The organism is Natroniella acetigena, from assembly GCF_023227745.1.
Lineage (GTDB): Bacteria > Bacillota > Halanaerobiia > Halobacteroidales > Halobacteroidaceae > Natroniella > Natroniella acetigena.
In genome coordinates this window covers 1-16,912 of sequence record NZ_JALKBX010000058.1, presented here as the reverse complement: position 1 = coordinate 16,912, position 16,912 = coordinate 1, and the positions used below count along the sequence as shown (strand labels likewise).

The following is a 16,912-nucleotide window of genomic DNA, read 5'->3' as shown; positions in this document are numbered from 1 at the left end:
CTCTCGAAACTGATTTTGAAGTTTATTGGTTGCAGATTTTAATTTTAAAAGTGAAACTATATATCAATAAAAAGTAAGATAATTAGAAAACTATCTATTAAGTTGATGTACATGACTGTACATTGTAAATTAGCTATATGAAGGAGGGGGAGAATGGATTTAATCAGACGACCACGCCGTTTGAGGCGGACACAAGCGATCAGAGATTTAGTCAGAGAAACAAAGTTAAGTACTGATGATCTGATTCAACCATTATTTGTAGTCAATGGTGAAGAGGTGAAGGAAGAGATTTCTTCTTTGCCAGGTAATTATCATTTATCATTAGACTTATTACTTGATGAGGTTGCAGAATTGATTCAAGCTGAAGTTGCAGGAGTTATTTTATTTGGGATTCCGAAGTACAAGGATGAAGTAGGTTCTAGTGCCTGGTTAGAAGATGGGATTGTGCAGCGGGCTTGTCGAGCAATCAAAGAAAAGTATCCAGAACTATTAGTAATTACAGATGTCTGTTTATGCCAGTATACTAGTCATGGTCATTGTGGTATTTTAGAGGATGGAACTGTAAATAATGATCCAACATTAGATAATTTGGCTAAGGTTGCTTTATCCCATATTCAAGCAGGTGCTGATATGGTAGCACCTTCTGATATGATGGATGGACGGATACGAGCAATTAGAGAAAGATTAGATCAAGAAGGCTATCAAGAAGTGGCGATTATGTCTTATGCTGCTAAGTATTCTTCAGCTTTTTATGGGCCATTTCGTGATGCAGCCCATTCTGCTCCTGGTGAGGGAGATAGAAGCTCTTATCAGATGGATCCAGCTAATAGTGATGAAGCATTGACAGAGATTGAACTTGATTTGGAAGAAGGAGCAGATATTATCATGGTCAAGCCTGCCTTATCTTATCTTGATATTATCAGACGGGCCAAAGACAACTTCAATACTCCACTTGCTGCTTATAATGTCAGTGGTGAATTTGCGATGATTAAAGCAGCAGCAGAAAAGGGCTGGATCAATGAAGAAGAAGTTGTCTTGGAGATGCTGACAAGTATCAAACGGGCAGGGGCTGAGATTATTATCACTTATTATGCAAAAGACGTAGCAAAGATATTGAATATTGAATATTGAATAGTTGAAGATCAAAAGCTTAATTACAAATAGCTTAAGTTTAAGGCTGAGGTTGAGTCTAAGCCAACCGTTAAAAGCATAAGGGTTTAGATCTTACTTAAACTTAGACTTAACCTTAAACTTAAAATTAATGAAATTGGTTTCAAAGGTTTTAACTATTAGTTATAATTATTAACTATTAATTGCTTGAGTACTCTCAGCTAAAAGAAAATATTGTAAATAAGAATGTTTAGTGGATAATATCTTGCAGATCTTGATGGTTTTATTGTTTTGATTGTATGGTTTTGAATTTAATTGTCAATTGTAAACTATCAATTGTCAATTAGGCGGAGGGCAGAGAAATTTAGTTATCTGCGAAGCATTGTAATAACAGGCTTTAATTTAGCTGAGAGCACTATGCTTTTAAGTGGGGGTGTTATTATGGAAAAATCAGAAAAGTATTTTAAGGGAGCTCAGGAGGTTATTCCTGGGGGAGTAAATAGTCCAGCACGGGCTTTTAGTGCTGTTGATAGCGATCCATTATTTATTGAGAAGGGCCAAGGTTCAAAGATCTATGATGTTGATGGTAATGAATATATCGATTATGTTGGTTCTTGGGGACCAATGATCTTAGGTTATAATCATCCTCAAGTTGTTGAAGCTTTAGAAGCACAGATCCAAAAAGGGACTAGCTTTGGAGCACCGACTGAGATTGAAACAGAGTTAGCGAGCTTGATTGTAGATAATATTGCTTCGATTGATAAAGTACGGATGGTCAATTCAGGTACAGAAGCAACAATGAGTGCTATTAGATTGGCTAGAGGTTATACTGGTCGAGATAAGATTCTTAAGCTAGAAGGTTGTTATCATGGGCATGGTGATAGTTTATTGATTGATGCTGGTTCAGGGTTGACTACTTTAGGGATTCCTAGTACTCCAGGGGTACCAGCTAATGTTGCTCAGGAGACGCTTATTGCTCCGTATAATGACTTGGCAGCAGTTGAAGCTATCTTTGCAGAGTATGGTTCTGAAATTGCAGGGGTTATTTTAGAGCCTGTAACTGGCAATATGGGGGTTATTGCTCCACAGGATGGGTATTTAGAAGGTTTAAGAGAGCTGACTGATGATTATGGAGCAGTCTTGATCTTTGATGAGGTAATGACTGGGTTTAGATTAGCTTATGGTGGAGCTCAAGAGCTTTATGGTATTGAGCCTGATTTGACGACATTTGGTAAGATAATTGGAGGAGGTCTACCTGTTGGTGCGTATGGTGGTAAAGTAGAGATTATGAGCCATGTAGCTCCTGAAGGACCAGTCTATCAAGCAGGGACCTTGTCAGGTAATCCTTTGGCAATGGCTGCTGGGGCAGAGACGTTGAGATTATTACTGCAAGGTGAAGTTTATGAAGAGTTAGAAGAGAAAGCAAGTAAGTTAGCAGCAGGTATTAAGACCAATATTGAGAAGTTAGAGATTCCTGCTACTATATCACGGGTCGGTTCAATGGTCTGTCTCTTCTTTAATCCAACTGAAGTGACTAATTATCAGGATGTTAAGCAGTGTGATACTGATGCTTTTGCTCTTTATTTTCAGAAGATGCTAGAGCAAGGGGTTTATTTGCCTCCTTCTCAGTTTGAAGCCAACTTTGTTTCGTTGGTCCATACTGATCAAGAACTAGAGTTTACAATTGAAGCTAATTATAAAGCATTAAAGGAAGTAAAGCGAGATTGCTTTTAACTTATATGTACTAAATTAAGCTAAATCCTGATGAACTAAAGAGGAAAGTGTAATTTTATTACAATATTGTGGCACTTTTAGTGCCACAATATAGTTTACAGTTAACAGTGTACAGTTATAAGATCAAGACCTTAAGAACTTAAGCACCCTAAAAGTTTTATTTTTAGAAGATTAGAGTGATTTTGAATTTGGGGTTTTAACTGTCAACTGTAAACCGTAAACTGTACACTGATATAAAGTGGCAAAGTGCCACTTTATATCAATATTAGGTTGGCGCACGTGACTTTTAAATAAAAGGTAAGTCTCCTTAGGAGACTTACCTTTTATTTCTTTGAGATGAAAAATTAAAAGGCTTGTCTTTATTCCTTAAAAATGATAAACTAAATAATGTGAGTTTTCCCTTAAGTATTGTAAAGTCGCGGTTATTAATTATTGATAGCAGATGAGCTTAGGGAATAAAAATATAAATTAAAGTCAAATTTAGTGTTTATAAAATAGGTAAGTTTGTTATAATAATGAAAGAGAGGTTTAGTATGAAATTAAAAAAGCAGTTAACTTTATCATTATTAGTAGCAGGAGCAATTGTTTTACATATTGTGGAAGTAATGTTGCCTGCTTTTTTAGTTATTCCTGGGGCCAAACTTGGTTTAGCTAATATAATCACATTATTTGTTTTATTATATTTTGGATTCAAGAGTGCTATTACAGTTATAACGTTAAGAATATTTTTATCGTCACTATTAATTGGTACTTTTTTCAGTATCAGTTTTTTTTTAAGCCTAACAGGAGGATTACTTAGCCTTCTTGTTATGGGGTTTGCTTATTACTTTTACTCATATAAATTTAGTATAATAGGGATCAGTGTCTTAGGTGCAGCATTTCATAATTTTGGACAGGTAGTAATGGCCAGTATTATAATTAATAATTGGCGTTTGATATTTTATCTACCTTATTTATTATTATTATCATTGCCGACAGGAATTTTTGTTGGATTGGTTGTGATTAAATTAAGTAATTATCTAGAATTTGACTTGAGCAAAAAGTAGGGTTTTAAAGTTAATTAGTAAATGGAGTAGATTTTTATTATTAAGGAAATTATGCTTTTTAGAGGTTGTGGATAAAATTTTTATTAGTTTATGTTTGTTCGTTTTGCTTAACCTTAATTTTAGCCTTAGACTAGAATTAAAGGTCACTTCGTTTCTATAAATCATTATGGATTGGAGGAATTATTAATGGAAAAGGTTATCTTAGCTTCCTCTTCTCCGCGACGAAGAAAACTATTGAGTAAATTAGGAGTTGAATTTGAAGTTAGACCGAGTGGGATAGATGAAAAGAAGGTTAAAGAAGATAAACCAGCTAAATTAGTACAAAAATTATCATTTTTAAAGGCAGAAGATGTGATTGATGGTCAGAATGAAGTAGTTATTGCTGCTGATACAGTAGTTAGTATAAACCGAGAGATTTTAGGTAAACCTAAAGATTTTGAAGAGGCTCATCGAATGTTAACTAAGTTAAGTGGGCAAAAGCATCAGGTTTTGACTGGAGTTACAGTTATGACAACTCAACAGAGTTTGACTGATTACCAAACAACAACGGTAAATTTTAAAGAGTTAACTGTTCAAGAGATAGAAGAATATATAGCTACAGGAGAACCGTTCGATAAAGCAGGAAGTTATGGGATTCAAGGTTTAGGAGCAGTATTTGTTAAAGAGATTAATGGTTGTTTTTATAATGTAATAGGATTATCATTGTATAATTTAAGAAGGATGTTAACAGAGTTAGGAGTGAAGTTTAGTTTAAATGGATAATTATTTAACGATTAAGGATATGCCTAGTGAGGAGCGACCACGAGAAAAATTGGTTAAGTATGGAGCAACTACCTTATCTACTGCGGAATTGTTGGCCCTGATCTTAAGAACAGGTTCTAAAAAAAGAACAGCATTAGATTTAGCTAATAAACTACTGACTGTTTGTGAAGGTATTAAGTGTTTGGTAGATTTAAGTATTGAAGAGTTACAGCAAATAAAAGGGATTGGTTTAGCTAAAGCTAGCCAGTTGAAAGCTGTAGCAGAATTGAGTAAAAGATTAATCAGTACTCATTCTGACTTGACTAAGATTAGTTCGCCTGAAGATATTGCTCAATTTATGATACCTAAATTAAAAGATTTTCACCAAGAAAGCTTTCAAATTGTTTTATTAAATACTAAAAATGAGATTATTGGAGTTAGAGAAATTTTTAAAGGAACGTTGAATAATTCAATCGTGCATCCAAGAGAAGTTTTTCGCCCTGCAATTAAAAAAAGTAGTGCAGCAATTATATTAGCTCATAATCATCCTAGTGGAGATGTAAGACCTAGTCAAGAAGATATAGAAGTTACAAAGAGATTAGTTCAAGTGGGAGAATTAGTTGGAATTGAAGTATTAGATCATTTAATTATTGGTGTTGATGATTACTTTAGTTTGAAAGGCAAAAATTTATTTTAAACTTGCTATTGAAAGGGGAATAGATCATGGTATTAAATTTTTTAACTGCACCATTTTCCAGAGATATGGGGATAGATTTAGGAACTGCTAATACATTGGTTTATATTAGAGGGAAGGGGGTTCTAATTCGTGAACCATCAGTAGTGGCGATTCAAAATAATAATTCTAAAGAAGGAGTTTTGGCTGTAGGAAATGATGCGAAAAATATGATTGGAAGAACCCCAGGTAATATTATGGCTGTTCGTCCTATGAAAGATGGAGTTATTGCTGATTTTGAAGTAACAGAAAAAATGTTAAAGTATTTTATTACTAAAGCTCATAAAAGAAAAAGATTAGTAAGACCTAGAATTGTAGTCTGCGTTCCTTCTGGAGTTACAGAAGTAGAAAAAAGGGCAGTTATTGATGCGGCTTTACATGCTGGAGCTAGAGAGGCTTATCTGATTGAAGAGCCAATGGCTGCTGCGATAGGGGCTAATTTGCCCGTGCATGAACCAACCGGAAATATGATTGTTGATATTGGTGGTGGAACAACAGAAGTAGCAGTAATCTCTTTAGGTGGAATTGTAACCAAAGATTCAATTAGAGTTGGTGGAGATGATATGGATGGAGCAATAGTTCATTATATTAGAAATAGTTATAACTTAATGATAGGAGAAAGAACAGCAGAAGAGATTAAGACTGAAATTGGTTCTGCTTACTTTGCTTCTGAAAGTGATCAAAAAGCAGAAGAAGTCTATGAGATTAGAGGGCGGGATTTGGTTAATGGGTTGCCTAAAACAATTGAAGTTAGTGCTGGAGAGATACAAGATGCTTTAAAAGAGCCGGTTAATGATATTGTGCGTTCGGTAAAGAGTACGTTAGAGAATACTCCTCCTGAGTTATCTGCTGATATTATGGATCGAGGAATTGTAATGGCGGGTGGAGGTTCTTTATTAACAGGGCTAGATCAATTAATTTCTGGAGAGACAGGTATGCCTGTTTATTTGGCTGATGAACCATTAGATTGTGTAGTCTATGGAACAGGAAAAGTATTGGAGGAATTGAATAATTTGAAAGATGTCTTAATTACCCCTAAACGTCTATCTTAAGAGAAAGTGTAAGAGAAGTAATTTAATAAATTGGGTGGTAACGGTGTTAAATTTCATAAAGAAATATCAAAAATTATTTGTATTACTTGTACTCTTATTAATTTTGATCAGAATTATTAATGTAGCCAGTTTAGATAAAGATTATAATTTGGTTGAGGGAGTGATAGTTGATTTAATCACTCCTAGTTTTAGAATAATCAACTCTGTTCAAAACTGGCTTGAAGATTCAACGAAGGTAGTTTTAAAGTACCAGCAAGTAAAAGAAGAAAATGAAGAATTAAGGCAAAAAATTAAAGATTTAAATTATTATCAGAATAAATTGGAAAAAATAATGGCTCAAAATCAGAAATTCAGGGAACTTTTAAACTTCAAAGAGTATGTACCTTATGATTTAGTGGGAGCAAGTGTAATTAGTCACGGGGCTGATAACTGGTCAAAGACTGTGATGATTGATCAAGGAAAAAGAGACGGTGTTAGACGTAATATGCTTGTGATAGCTGAGAATGGTTATTTAGTAGGGCGAATTAATCGGGTTACTAATCGTACTGCTCAGGTTTTATTATTAAGTGATCCTACTTTTGTAATTGGTGGCTTAGTGCAAAGGGATGATTCCCGGGATTTAGGAGTTGTTAAGGGTCAACTTGAAGATGAAAAATTACTTATGGAGGATTTAGCCTGGGATGCAGATATTGAGGAAGATGATATAATTGTTACCTCGGGCTTATCTGAACATTATCCACGTGGATTATCACTTGGAAAAGTTATGTCAGTTAGCCCTGATAATTATGGCTTAACCCAAAAAGCAGAAATTGATTCCTTTGCAGATTTGACTAAACTTGAAAAGGTATTAGTAATTACTGATTTTAGCACTAAAACTGATTTATTATCACCTACTTCTGATAATTATCCTGAATTTAATGAGCAGAAGGAGGTAGAGTGATGATCTATCTGTTTTATATAATTTTTGGATTGTTCTTTTTTGTTTGTCAAGCATTGGTTTTTTCAAGGGGTTTAGTGGGGCAAATAACTCCTGATTTTTTGTTGATCATAGTAATGATTTTATCTATTAATCATGGGAAAACGGCTGGTGGAGTAGCTGGATTTTTAGCTGGATTTTTGCAGGATTTGTTTTCAGGAGGATTATTTGGGATTAATATTATTGTTAAGACTATAGTTGGTTTCTCAGTTGGTATTTTGAAAAAAGAGGTTTATCAGGATAGCTTATTACTACCTCCTTTAGTATTATTTTGTGCAACTGTTGTTAATCAGATATTCGTTATTTTATTTAGCAACTATTTATTGAGGTTTGTTACTTTAGAGCAGGCAGTGGAAGGGGTAATTCTTCCCTTAGCCATTTTAAATGCTGGAATAACTTTAATCATTTATCCGTTTGTTTATAAGGTTGATTCTTATTTAACAGATATTAATTTATAACTTGAGTTTATTTTCAACATTTAGAATTATGTTTTTGAATTGGTATAACAGGAGGAAAATCAAGTGAAAAATGATAGTGAACGAAGATTATTTCACTTTACAATAATAATAGTCTTGATTTTTGTGGTTTTATTTGCCCAACTTTATTATCTTCAAATTCATAGTGGAGAAAGTTATAAAAGGTTATCAGAAGGTAATAGAACTTCTATTCTTTCGATCAGTGCCCCACGAGGAAAAATTTATGATCAAACTGGAGAAGTATTAGTTTCGAATGAATTAACCTATACTGTTTCTTTGATTCCTGATGAAGTTAATGAACTGGATTATGTTTTAGAAATGTTAGAGCGAATTTTAGAAATGGACAAAGAGGAATTGAAGGAAAAGGTTATTGATAATCAAACTGATAAATTGGTGAGATTAAAAAGGAATATAAGTCAGGAAGAGCTAATTATATTACAAGAGAATAAAGAGCAAATTCCAGGGTTAATTATAGAAAAAATTCCAATGAGAAAGTATGTCAATGATAATTTGGCCAGCCATGTTTTAGGATATGTTGGGGAAATATCTGCTAATGAATTGAGTAATTTAAAGGAACAAGGATATAGAACAGGCGATATCTTAGGAAAGACAGGCTTGGAATTGATTTATGAAGATTACTTGCGAGGGGAAAGAGGAAGGCAACAGGTAGAGGTCAATAGTCTGGGACAACAATTGAGGGTCTTAGGGGTTGAAGAACCAGCACCAGGAGATGATTTAATCTTAAATATTGATTATCAATTACAGCAGACAACGGAAGAATTACTAGCAAACAAAATCAGAGCGATTAAAGAGGAGCTTGAGGATGAAGAACATCCGCCGATTGGTGGAGCAGTTATTGTAACTAATCCTAAAAATGGTGATGTCTTAGCAATGAGCAGCTTTCCTGATTATAACCCTAATTTGTTTTCGACGGGAATTTCAAGAACAGATTGGGAGCACCTTGCTACTGATATTGGAAGACCACTCTTGAATAGAGTAGTTAATACCAGTGCTCCTCCAGCTTCTGTCTTTAAAATAGTAACTGCAGCAGCTGCGTTAGAAGAATTAGGGATCAGTGGTGATGATAAGTTTTATGATCCTGGTTATTATGAACTAGCTGGGACTAGATTTGGCAATTGGTATTCAGCTGGACAAGGAGAAATAGACTTTGTAGATAGCTTGGCTTGGTCTAACAATACAGTATATTACGAATTAGGACATGAACTGTATAAACAAGATCAAACTATTTTACAATGGTATGCTCGCCAATTTGGCTTGGGAGAAAAAACAGGTATTGATTTAAAGAATGAAGCAGAAGGATTAGTTCCAGATCCAGATTGGCGTAGAAATTATTTTCAAAGTATAGAAGATAGAATTTGGTACCCTGGCTATACAATTAATTTATCGATTGGTCAAGGGAATTTAAGGGTATCTCCAATTCAATTAATTAATGTAATGAATGCTATAGCAAATGATGGCAAGATTTATCGACCATCATTAGCAGACAAGGTTGTTGAGCAAGATGGGAATGTAGTTAGGGAAATAGAACCTGAGTTAATAACTGAGTTATCTTTGTCTGAAGAGACAATAGCTACAATTAAGGAAGGGTTAGAAGGGGTTATAACTTATGGAACTGCTAGAAATAATTTTGTAGAAATGCCGATTTCTTTAGCAGGTAAGACAGGAACAGCCCAAACAGGTAGAAATAACCCTAACCACGGTTGGTTTGGTGGTTATGCACCGGCGGATGATCCAGAAATTTCAATAGTTGTCTTTCTTGAGTATGGAATTTCTAGTGGGAATACTCTTCCTATAGTTGAAGGGATAATGCAAGAGTATTTTGATTTGGAAGATGTAGATATTGAAGATAAGGAAGGTTAATTTTGTAGGAGGAAAGAAGATGGGAAGTAATGGAGTTGTCTTCAAAGGAGATTTAGAAGGGTTGATTATCATTTTAGATGATCAACTTGATTTTTCTAAGCTAATAGCTGAACTGAAAGATAAATTTGAACGAGCGGGTAATTTTTTTAATGATGATTTGATTGCTAGAATTAAATTAGGAACTAGATCCTTATCTATTACTGAGAAGAAAAAGTTAGTTGAGGTATTTAAAAAAGAGCTAGATTTCTCTGTAATTGAATTTATCAATGATGAAACTAATTTTAAAACATCTCAACAAGAAGATACATTATTAATTAAACGAACAATTAGATCTGGTCAATCAGTTTCTTTTGCAGGAAATATTGTAATTCAAGGTGATGTAAACCCCGGTGCTGAAGTTGTAGCTGGGGGAGATATAATTGTAATGGGAGTGATTCGTGGTATAGCACATTGTGGGGTTAATGGTAAGGGCGATGCTACTATTTCTGCTTTTCGTTTAGAGCCAACACAATTAAGAATTGCAGATCACATCAGTAGAGCTCCAGATGGTTTTGTTAATTCTCCTGATACTCCAGAGATTGCTTATATAAAAGATGGAAAGATTGAAATTGATTATTTAAGAAAGTAGAGGGGGGGAAGTTTAGTGGATGGCAAAGTATATGTTGTTACGTCAGGTAAAGGTGGTGTAGGAAAGACCACTACTGTTGCTAATTTAGGAACAGGGTTAGCTAAATTTGGTAAAAAAGTGGCCTTAATAGATGCTGATATTGGTTTGCGTAATTTAGATGTAGTGTTAGGATTGGAAAATAGAATTGTTTATGATATTGTAGATGTAGTAGAGAAAAAATGTAGGCAGGAACAAGCTTTAATTAAAGATAAGAGATATAGTAGTTTATATTTATTACCTGCTGCTCAAACTCGAGACAAAACTGCTGTTAGTCCGAAGCAGATGGGAGAATTGATTGCTCAGTTGAAAAAAGAGTTTGATTATGTAATTATAGATTCCCCAGCAGGAATAGAACAAGGGTTTAAAAATGCAATTGCAGGGGCAGATGAGGCAATTGTAGTAACTACCCCTGAAGTTTCAGCGGTTAGAGATGCAGATAGAATTGTTGGTATGTTAGAAGCTGAAGGGTTATCTGACCCTGAATTGATTATCAATCGAGTGAGAATTGATATGATGAGGCGGGGAAATATGATGAATATTGAGGATATGGTTGAAATTTTAGCAATTCAATTACTGGGAATTGTTCCTGAAGACGAAAGAATTGTTGTTTCTACTAATACTGGAGAACCAATTATTTTAACTGAAAGTGCCCAAGCAGGACAGGCTTTTTGGAATATTACTAAACGATTAGAAGGAGAAGATGTTCCATTAATGTCATTAGAAGAAGGGGTTGTTGATCGTTTGAAGCGATTTGTTGGTTTAAAATAGAGTTGGGGAGGATTAAAGTGTGATAGAGTTAATGAAAGGGATGTTCAATAAAGATGAACTACAAAGTAAAGATTTAGCAAAAGAAAGATTGAGGTTGGTCTTAGTTCATGATCGAATAGGAGTTTCACCAGAAGTAATTGAGGATATGAAGGAAGAATTAATCGAGGTGATTTCTAAATATTTAGAGATTGATGAATCTGGTTTAGAAATGGAATTAGATAGACAGGAGAATTCTGTAGCATTAGTAGCTAATATTCCTGTTAAGCACTTGAAGAAAAGATAATGCTAGCAAGTTTAAAGTGACTACTCCATTAACCCAAGGGGGAGTGAAAGGCTTTGTGAATAAATTAATCAAACAAATCGACTATTTAATTCCTTTAACTGTTATAGTATTAGTTATTATTGGAGTAACTTTAATTAGGAGTGCTACTTTTATTAATGGTGCTGCTTTTTTGGAAAACCCTTTTTTGCAAAGACATAGTGCTTCGATCTTAATTGGTTCTGTAGGTTTAATATTCAGTCTATTTTTCGATTATAGGGCTTTGCGGAATTATTCTAAAGTGATTTATGTTGGTAATATTTTGATGTTATTATCTGTTTTAGTCTTGGGCCAAAGTATTAGTGGGGGCCAACGCTGGATTAGGTTTGGATTAATCAGTTTTCAGCCTTCTGAGTTAGCTAAATTGGCTGTGATCATTACTTTGGCCGATCTGTTGGCTAAAGAGGATTATGATGTCAGTCAAATTAAAGGTTTGATTGTCCCAATTATTCATGTTGCTATTCCAATTCTATTAATCTTAGCTCAAAATGATTTAGGAACATCTTTAGTGGTAGTGGCTACTTTTGTAGGAATGATTTATATTGCTGGAGCTAATCCTAAATTATTGTTAGGGGTTGGTTTAGGTGGTTTAGTTACTAGTATTGTTTGGGTAACTACTCATTTATATTGGGAAGTTCCTATTCCATTACAAACCTACCAATTAAACAGATTACTTGTCTTTATCGACCCTTATTTTGATCCATTGGGTTCAGGTTACAATTTAATTCAATCTAAAATTGCAATTGGTTCAGGTCAATTATGGGGGAAGGGATTATTTGGAGGAAGTCAAAATCAGCTCAGATTTTTACCAGAAAGGCATACTGATTTTATATTTTCAGTCTTAGGAGAAGAATTAGGTTTTGCAGGAGCAGGAGCTACTTTACTCTGCTATTTTATTCTTTTGTGGCGAGGGATTAAAGTTGCAGAAGAGGCTAAAGATGAGTTTGGTAGATTAGTTGTGGTTGGAATTTTATCAATGTTTGCATTCCATGTTTTGGAAAATGTAGGCATGACAATTGGTATTATGCCTGTCACAGGAATTCCTTTACCTTTTTTAAGTTATGGAGGAAGTGCAATGATTACTAGTTTATTAGCAGTAGGTCTAATTATTAATATTAATATGAGAAGAAAGAAAATGTTATTTTAAATCAGCATGCTACTTCAAAAAGTAGCATATTAATTTATTGCCATTAATAATTATTATATAATGAAAGAAGGTGGCAATAAATTGTTTAAAATAAAAGGGGTAAAGTTTAAATTAAATTTATTGTTTTTATTGGTATTATTTTTATTTTCTATTTCAGGATTATTTAATGAGGCATCTTTGACCTTTTTAATTGTTCTATTACATGAGTTGGCCCATTCAGTAGTAGCAGTTAATGAAGGGGTTAAAGTTAATGAAGTTGAGCTATTACCCTTTGGTGGAGTAGTTAAATTTGCTAATTTGATTCAATTAAAACCGAAGACTGAGATTAAAATAGCATTAGCAGGGCCATTATTTAATTTGATTTTAAGTTTGATTGTTTTATTATTAATCAGATATAAAATTATTTCAGTGCATGTGGGACTTTTTTTAATTAGATTAAATTTAACAATTGGATTATTTAATTTAATACCTGCCCTGCCTTTAGATGGAGGAAGAGTTTTACGGGCCAAATTGACAACTAAAATTGGATTTAAAGAAGCAACCAAACAGGTATTGTGGTTGAGTAAAATTATAGCTGCCAGTGTTGCTCTGATAGCAGTTATAGGGATTTATTTGGGTGAATTTAATATTATATTATTAATAATTGCTTTTTTTATTTATTTTATTGCTGTAAAAGAAAAGCAATACACCCCTTATTTACTAATGGAATATATCGCTAAGAAGAAAAATCAATTTTTAACTGAAAAAGTAGTAGCTGTTGAACATTTGGTTACTGAACAGCATACTCCTCTTAAAGATATCATTGAACGATTAGTACCTAATCGTTTTAATGTTATTTTAGTAGTTGACTCAGATTTAAAGATTTTAGGATTAGTTACAGAAGATCAAGTAATTAATGAATTAGTTGAGGAAGGATTGGGATTACCGATTAAGTCTTTATTAGAGCAAGAGAGTTAATTTATTTTTTTAAACTGGCTCAGCATAGTTTCGAAGATTTATAACAAAATAATTATAACTAGCAATTTAAAGTGCTTAATTTAAGGGATTAAAAATAATTTATTACTCTATTGCAGGTTATTAAATAATTGATAGTGCAAGAAAGGAAGGATAATGTGGGAAAGGAGATAGTAGTCAATGCTCAGGGCTTAGAAACCCGTGTGGCTATTTTAGAAAATAGGAGATTAGTAGAAATTTTATTTGAAAGGGAGTTTTCCCAACAAATAGTAGGAAATATTTATTTAGGTCAAGTTGAAAATGTCCTTCCCGGGATGCAATCAGCTTTTGTAGATGTAGGTTTAGAAAAGAATGTTTTTGTACATGTTAAGGATCTCTTTCCTTTGTCAAATAAAGAGCAGAAGAAGAGAATTGAGGAATTATTAGAGCCTGGTCAAGAGCTTTTAATTCAGATAACTAAAGAGTCATTAGGGTCTAAAGGACCACGTGGTACTTGCAAATTAAATCTTCCAGGGCGCTATGTAGTTTTATTAAATTATGTCAACCATGTTGGAGTATCAAGAAGAATTGAAGATAAAGAAGAAAGAAAGAGGTTACGCCAATTAGCTCAAGATATTGTCCCTGCTGATAAAGGAATTATTGTTAGGACGGTAGCAGCTTATAAATCAAATCAAGAAATTAAACATGATCTTAATTTTTTACTTAAAATTTGGGATGATATACATGAAGGAGCAAATAATTCTAAGGCTCCAGCGTTAATACATCAAGATTTAAACTTAATCAAACAGATAGTCAGAGATAATTTTACTGATCGAATTGATAAGTTTATTTTGGATACGAAAGAAGACTATTATCAAGTAGAAGAATTAGTTGATTATATTTCTCCCCGACTTAAGTCAAGAATCTATTACTATAATCATCCTAAACCCATCTTTGATCATTATGATATTGAAGAAGAGATAGAGAAATTATTAGAACGTAAGGTCTGGTTGAACTGTGGTGGCTACATCACGATTGATACTACTGAAGCCTTGACTGCTGTTGATGTTAATACAGGAAAATATGTAGGGAAAGATAATTTACAGCAGACAATTGTAAAGACAAATATTGAAGCAGCAAGGGAAATTAGCAAGCAACTACGTCTCAGGGATATTGGTGGAATTATTATTATTGATTTTATAGATATGAAAAGTAGTCAAGATCAAGATAAGGTATTGCAGGTTTTAAAGAATAAATTGGCCCAGGATAAGACAAAGACTAATATTTTAGGGTTGACAAAATTAGGATTAGTAGAGATGACACGCAAAAAGGAAAGGGAAAGAATTGGTCAGTTTTTACAACAAGATTGTTCTTACTGCCAAGGTACTGGGCAGATATTATCAGAGGATACAATAGTCATACAAGCAATTCGTAAAATTAGAGAAGTATTGTGGAAGAAGAAAAAGGAAGCCATTTTGTTAGAAGTGCATCCTAATATTGCTGCTAAGTTGATTGGTTTAGGTGGTAAGAATTTAGAAAAATTAGAAAAGAGATTAAAGAAAAACATCTATATTAAAGGCAATCCAGAATTACATTTAGAAAAAGTAAATATTTTAAAATTTGGTTCAAGGGAAGAGATTGAAAAGTTGGCTTTACCAGTTGAAGTTGGGGATGAATTACTTTTAGAGGTTGAAGAGCGGCATTTATATCGCTCACAAGATGGTATTGCTAGATTAAAAGGATATATTATTGATATTATAGATGGGGGAAGTAAAGTAGATAATAAAGTTCAGGTTAAAGTTGTAAAGGTTACTAAGACCTATGCTCAAGCGAAGATTATAGAAACTATTAATTAGTTATCAATCTTAATTTAACGTTTGCTTGACAGAATTAAATTTTTGTGTTAGAATTCATATTCGTAAGTGGTTGGTTTTAGCCACTACCAAAACCGCACGATGCGGGTCTAAAATCTCTATAGAAGAGATTACCTAGTTATCGGCGAGTCTGAGGTAGAGGAGGTGTTAATGACATGTATGCAATTATTAAAACAGGTGGAAAGCAATATAAAGTAGAAGAAGGTCAAGAAGTCTATGTTGAAAAATTAGATTTAGAGCCGGGCGAAACTGTTGAATTTGAGCAAGTTAAGGCTGTATCAACTGAGGATGGTTTGACCGTTGGTCAACCAACGGTAGAAGATGCAACTGTAACTGCTAAAGTTGTTGCTCAAACTAAGGGTGATAAAATAATCGTTTTCAAGTATAAGCCTAAGAATAATTATCGTAAAAAGACTGGTCATCGTCAACCATATACTAAAGTAAAGATCGATAGCATTAAAGCATAGTGATTACAATTAATATTGAACGCGATCAAGTTGGAAATATTGTTGAGTTTTTTGTTGAAGGACATGCTGATTATGCTCCCTCAGGAGAGGATATTATCTGTGCAGCAGTTTCGGCAATTTTACAGACTGCTGTCTTTGGATTAATTAATTATTTGAAATTAAACCCTGAGGTTGAAGTAGAAGATGGTTGGTTAAGTTGTAAGCTAGAATCTAAAATAGCTCAAGATGTTGAAGTTAAGGCTATTTTAGAAACAATGGTGGCAGGATTAGAAGAGACCGAAAAGAGTTATTCGCAATATATCGAAATAAAACAATGAATATGGAAAATCAATGAATAACGAATAGAGAAGAGCTGCTAGTAAGAAGTTACAGGTTTAAAGCGATAGTTGCCAGCGACTCACGGAGAGTTTTTCGATTTATAAAAACTCGGAGGTAGTGAATAGATAAAATTTAATTTCTTTTAGGACTTTTAAAGGTTTTGAATTTAACTATTCACTATTAATTATTAACTATTAACTGAATTATAGAAGGGGGTGGAAGAAATGATTAAAATGAACTTACAATTGTTCGCTAATAAAAAAGGAGTCGGTAGTTCTAAAAATGGTCGTGATAGCATTTCTAAACGACTGGGAGTAAAGAGCCACGACGGACAATATATTAGTGCAGGTAGTATTATTGTTCGACAACGTGGTACTAAATTCCATCCTGGATTGAATGTAGGTCGGGGTGGAGATGATACTCTATTCACTAAAGTGGATGGTTATGTGTCCTTCGATCGAAGAGGACGAGACAAACGAGAGGTTAATGTTTATACTGAAGATCAAATTCAAGCAATGGCTTAGTAGCCAAAAAACTCCCAGTATTTACTGGGAGTTTTTATATTTTACTCTAGATTAGTTTTATAGTTATTCAAATTTAATTACAATTATGTGTAACTTTTGCTTAGAACCATGAGGGAGATTTCTCGTTCTGAAAGATTTTTTCTGAG

At 33.7% G+C, this 16,912-nt stretch carries 18 protein-coding genes; all 18 read left to right on the top strand.

The genetic code is table 11. The features are described 5' to 3' along the window. Positions 1-153 precede the first annotated feature (153 nt). The 18 genes from hemB (at position 154) to rpmA (ending at position 16,766) form a co-directional block, all read left to right on the top strand. Complete coding sequence (hemB, locus tag MWH25_RS10865) at positions 154-1,131, top strand: porphobilinogen synthase (protein WP_248627677.1); 978 nt, start codon at positions 154-156, stop codon at positions 1,129-1,131. Positions 1,132-1,551: 420 nt separating this feature from the next. After that, the gene (hemL, locus tag MWH25_RS10860; RefSeq protein WP_248627676.1) at positions 1,552-2,844 is read left to right on the top strand and encodes a glutamate-1-semialdehyde 2,1-aminomutase; all 1,293 of its coding nucleotides are present in this window, start codon (positions 1,552-1,554) and stop codon (positions 2,842-2,844) included. A gap of 533 nt (positions 2,845-3,377) precedes the next feature. Continuing rightward, on the top strand, positions 3,378-3,890 hold the full coding sequence (locus tag MWH25_RS10855) for a Gx transporter family protein (protein WP_248627675.1): 513 nt from the start codon (positions 3,378-3,380) through the stop codon (positions 3,888-3,890). A gap of 186 nt (positions 3,891-4,076) precedes the next feature. Next, complete coding sequence (locus MWH25_RS10850; protein ID WP_248627674.1) at positions 4,077-4,652, top strand: Maf family protein; 576 nt, start codon at positions 4,077-4,079, stop codon at positions 4,650-4,652. Next, positions 4,645-5,328, top strand: coding sequence for a RadC family protein (gene radC / locus MWH25_RS10845; RefSeq protein WP_248627673.1), 684 nt, complete (start codon positions 4,645-4,647; stop codon positions 5,326-5,328). The genes MWH25_RS10850 and radC overlap by 8 nt, the downstream gene beginning before the upstream one ends. 26 nt (positions 5,329-5,354) lie before the next feature. After that, complete coding sequence (locus MWH25_RS10840; RefSeq protein ID WP_248627672.1) at positions 5,355-6,416, top strand: rod shape-determining protein; 1,062 nt, start codon at positions 5,355-5,357, stop codon at positions 6,414-6,416. Between the two features lie 43 nt (positions 6,417-6,459). Continuing rightward, a complete protein-coding gene (gene mreC, locus MWH25_RS10835; protein WP_248627671.1) occupies positions 6,460-7,356 on the top strand; it encodes a rod shape-determining protein MreC in 897 nt (298 codons plus the stop codon). Continuing rightward, positions 7,356-7,850 carry a rod shape-determining protein MreD gene (gene mreD, locus MWH25_RS10830; RefSeq protein WP_248627670.1) on the top strand — a complete coding sequence of 165 codons (495 nt, stop codon included), beginning with the start codon at positions 7,356-7,358 and terminating at the stop codon, positions 7,848-7,850. Before mreC ends, mreD begins: the two co-directional genes overlap by 1 nt. Before the next feature lie 63 nt (positions 7,851-7,913). Beyond that, positions 7,914-9,749 (top strand): penicillin-binding protein 2, encoded by a 1,836-nt coding sequence (gene mrdA / locus MWH25_RS10825; RefSeq protein WP_248627669.1) that lies wholly within the window; start codon positions 7,914-7,916, stop codon positions 9,747-9,749. Between the two features lie 19 nt (positions 9,750-9,768). Then, positions 9,769-10,377: a septum site-determining protein MinC gene (gene minC / locus MWH25_RS10820; RefSeq protein ID WP_248627668.1), complete on the top strand. Its 609-nt coding sequence runs from the start codon at positions 9,769-9,771 to the stop codon at positions 10,375-10,377. 15 nt (positions 10,378-10,392) lie between these two features. Next, positions 10,393-11,184, top strand: a complete 792-nt coding sequence (gene minD, locus MWH25_RS10815; RefSeq protein ID WP_248627667.1) for a septum site-determining protein MinD — start codon at positions 10,393-10,395, stop codon at positions 11,182-11,184. A gap of 19 nt (positions 11,185-11,203) precedes the next feature. Beyond that, positions 11,204-11,467, top strand: a complete 264-nt coding sequence (gene minE, locus MWH25_RS10810) for a cell division topological specificity factor MinE (protein WP_248627666.1) — start codon at positions 11,204-11,206, stop codon at positions 11,465-11,467. Between the two features lie 43 nt (positions 11,468-11,510). Then, the gene (gene rodA / locus MWH25_RS10805) at positions 11,511-12,650 is read left to right on the top strand and encodes a rod shape-determining protein RodA (protein WP_248627665.1); all 1,140 of its coding nucleotides are present in this window, start codon (positions 11,511-11,513) and stop codon (positions 12,648-12,650) included. An 81-nt stretch (positions 12,651-12,731) separates the two neighbouring features. After that, positions 12,732-13,607 (top strand): site-2 protease family protein, encoded by an 876-nt coding sequence (locus MWH25_RS10800; RefSeq protein ID WP_248627664.1) that lies wholly within the window; start codon positions 12,732-12,734, stop codon positions 13,605-13,607. Positions 13,608-13,762: 155 nt separating this feature from the next. Then, positions 13,763-15,439 carry an Rne/Rng family ribonuclease gene (locus MWH25_RS10795; protein WP_248627663.1) on the top strand — a complete coding sequence of 559 codons (1,677 nt, stop codon included), beginning with the start codon at positions 13,763-13,765 and terminating at the stop codon, positions 15,437-15,439. Between the two features lie 173 nt (positions 15,440-15,612). Beyond that, positions 15,613-15,924 carry a 50S ribosomal protein L21 gene (gene rplU / locus MWH25_RS10790; protein WP_248627662.1) on the top strand — a complete coding sequence of 104 codons (312 nt, stop codon included), beginning with the start codon at positions 15,613-15,615 and terminating at the stop codon, positions 15,922-15,924. Continuing rightward, positions 15,924-16,241, top strand: a complete 318-nt coding sequence (locus tag MWH25_RS10785) for a ribosomal-processing cysteine protease Prp (protein WP_248627661.1) — start codon at positions 15,924-15,926, stop codon at positions 16,239-16,241. Before rplU ends, MWH25_RS10785 begins: the two co-directional genes overlap by 1 nt. Positions 16,242-16,466: 225 nt before the next feature. Further along, positions 16,467-16,766, top strand: a complete 300-nt coding sequence (gene rpmA, locus MWH25_RS10780; RefSeq protein WP_248627660.1) for a 50S ribosomal protein L27 — start codon at positions 16,467-16,469, stop codon at positions 16,764-16,766. The last annotated feature ends 146 nt before the right edge of the window (positions 16,767-16,912 follow it).

Coding starts and splice junctions, on each gene's coding strand:
- hemB (WP_248627677.1), top strand. CDS start 154: ATGGATTTAATCAGACGACCACGCCGTTTGAGGCGGACACAAGCGATC.
- hemL (WP_248627676.1), top strand. CDS start 1,552: ATGGAAAAATCAGAAAAGTATTTTAAGGGAGCTCAGGAGGTTATTCCT.
- MWH25_RS10855 (WP_248627675.1), top strand. CDS start 3,378: ATGAAATTAAAAAAGCAGTTAACTTTATCATTATTAGTAGCAGGAGCA.
- MWH25_RS10850 (WP_248627674.1), top strand. CDS start 4,077: ATGGAAAAGGTTATCTTAGCTTCCTCTTCTCCGCGACGAAGAAAACTA.
- radC (WP_248627673.1), top strand. CDS start 4,645: ATGGATAATTATTTAACGATTAAGGATATGCCTAGTGAGGAGCGACCA.
- MWH25_RS10840 (WP_248627672.1), top strand. CDS start 5,355: ATGGTATTAAATTTTTTAACTGCACCATTTTCCAGAGATATGGGGATA.
- mreD (WP_248627670.1), top strand. CDS start 7,356: ATGATCTATCTGTTTTATATAATTTTTGGATTGTTCTTTTTTGTTTGT.
- minC (WP_248627668.1), top strand. CDS start 9,769: ATGGGAAGTAATGGAGTTGTCTTCAAAGGAGATTTAGAAGGGTTGATT.
- rplU (WP_248627662.1), top strand. CDS start 15,613: ATGTATGCAATTATTAAAACAGGTGGAAAGCAATATAAAGTAGAAGAA.
- rpmA (WP_248627660.1), top strand. CDS start 16,467: ATGATTAAAATGAACTTACAATTGTTCGCTAATAAAAAAGGAGTCGGT.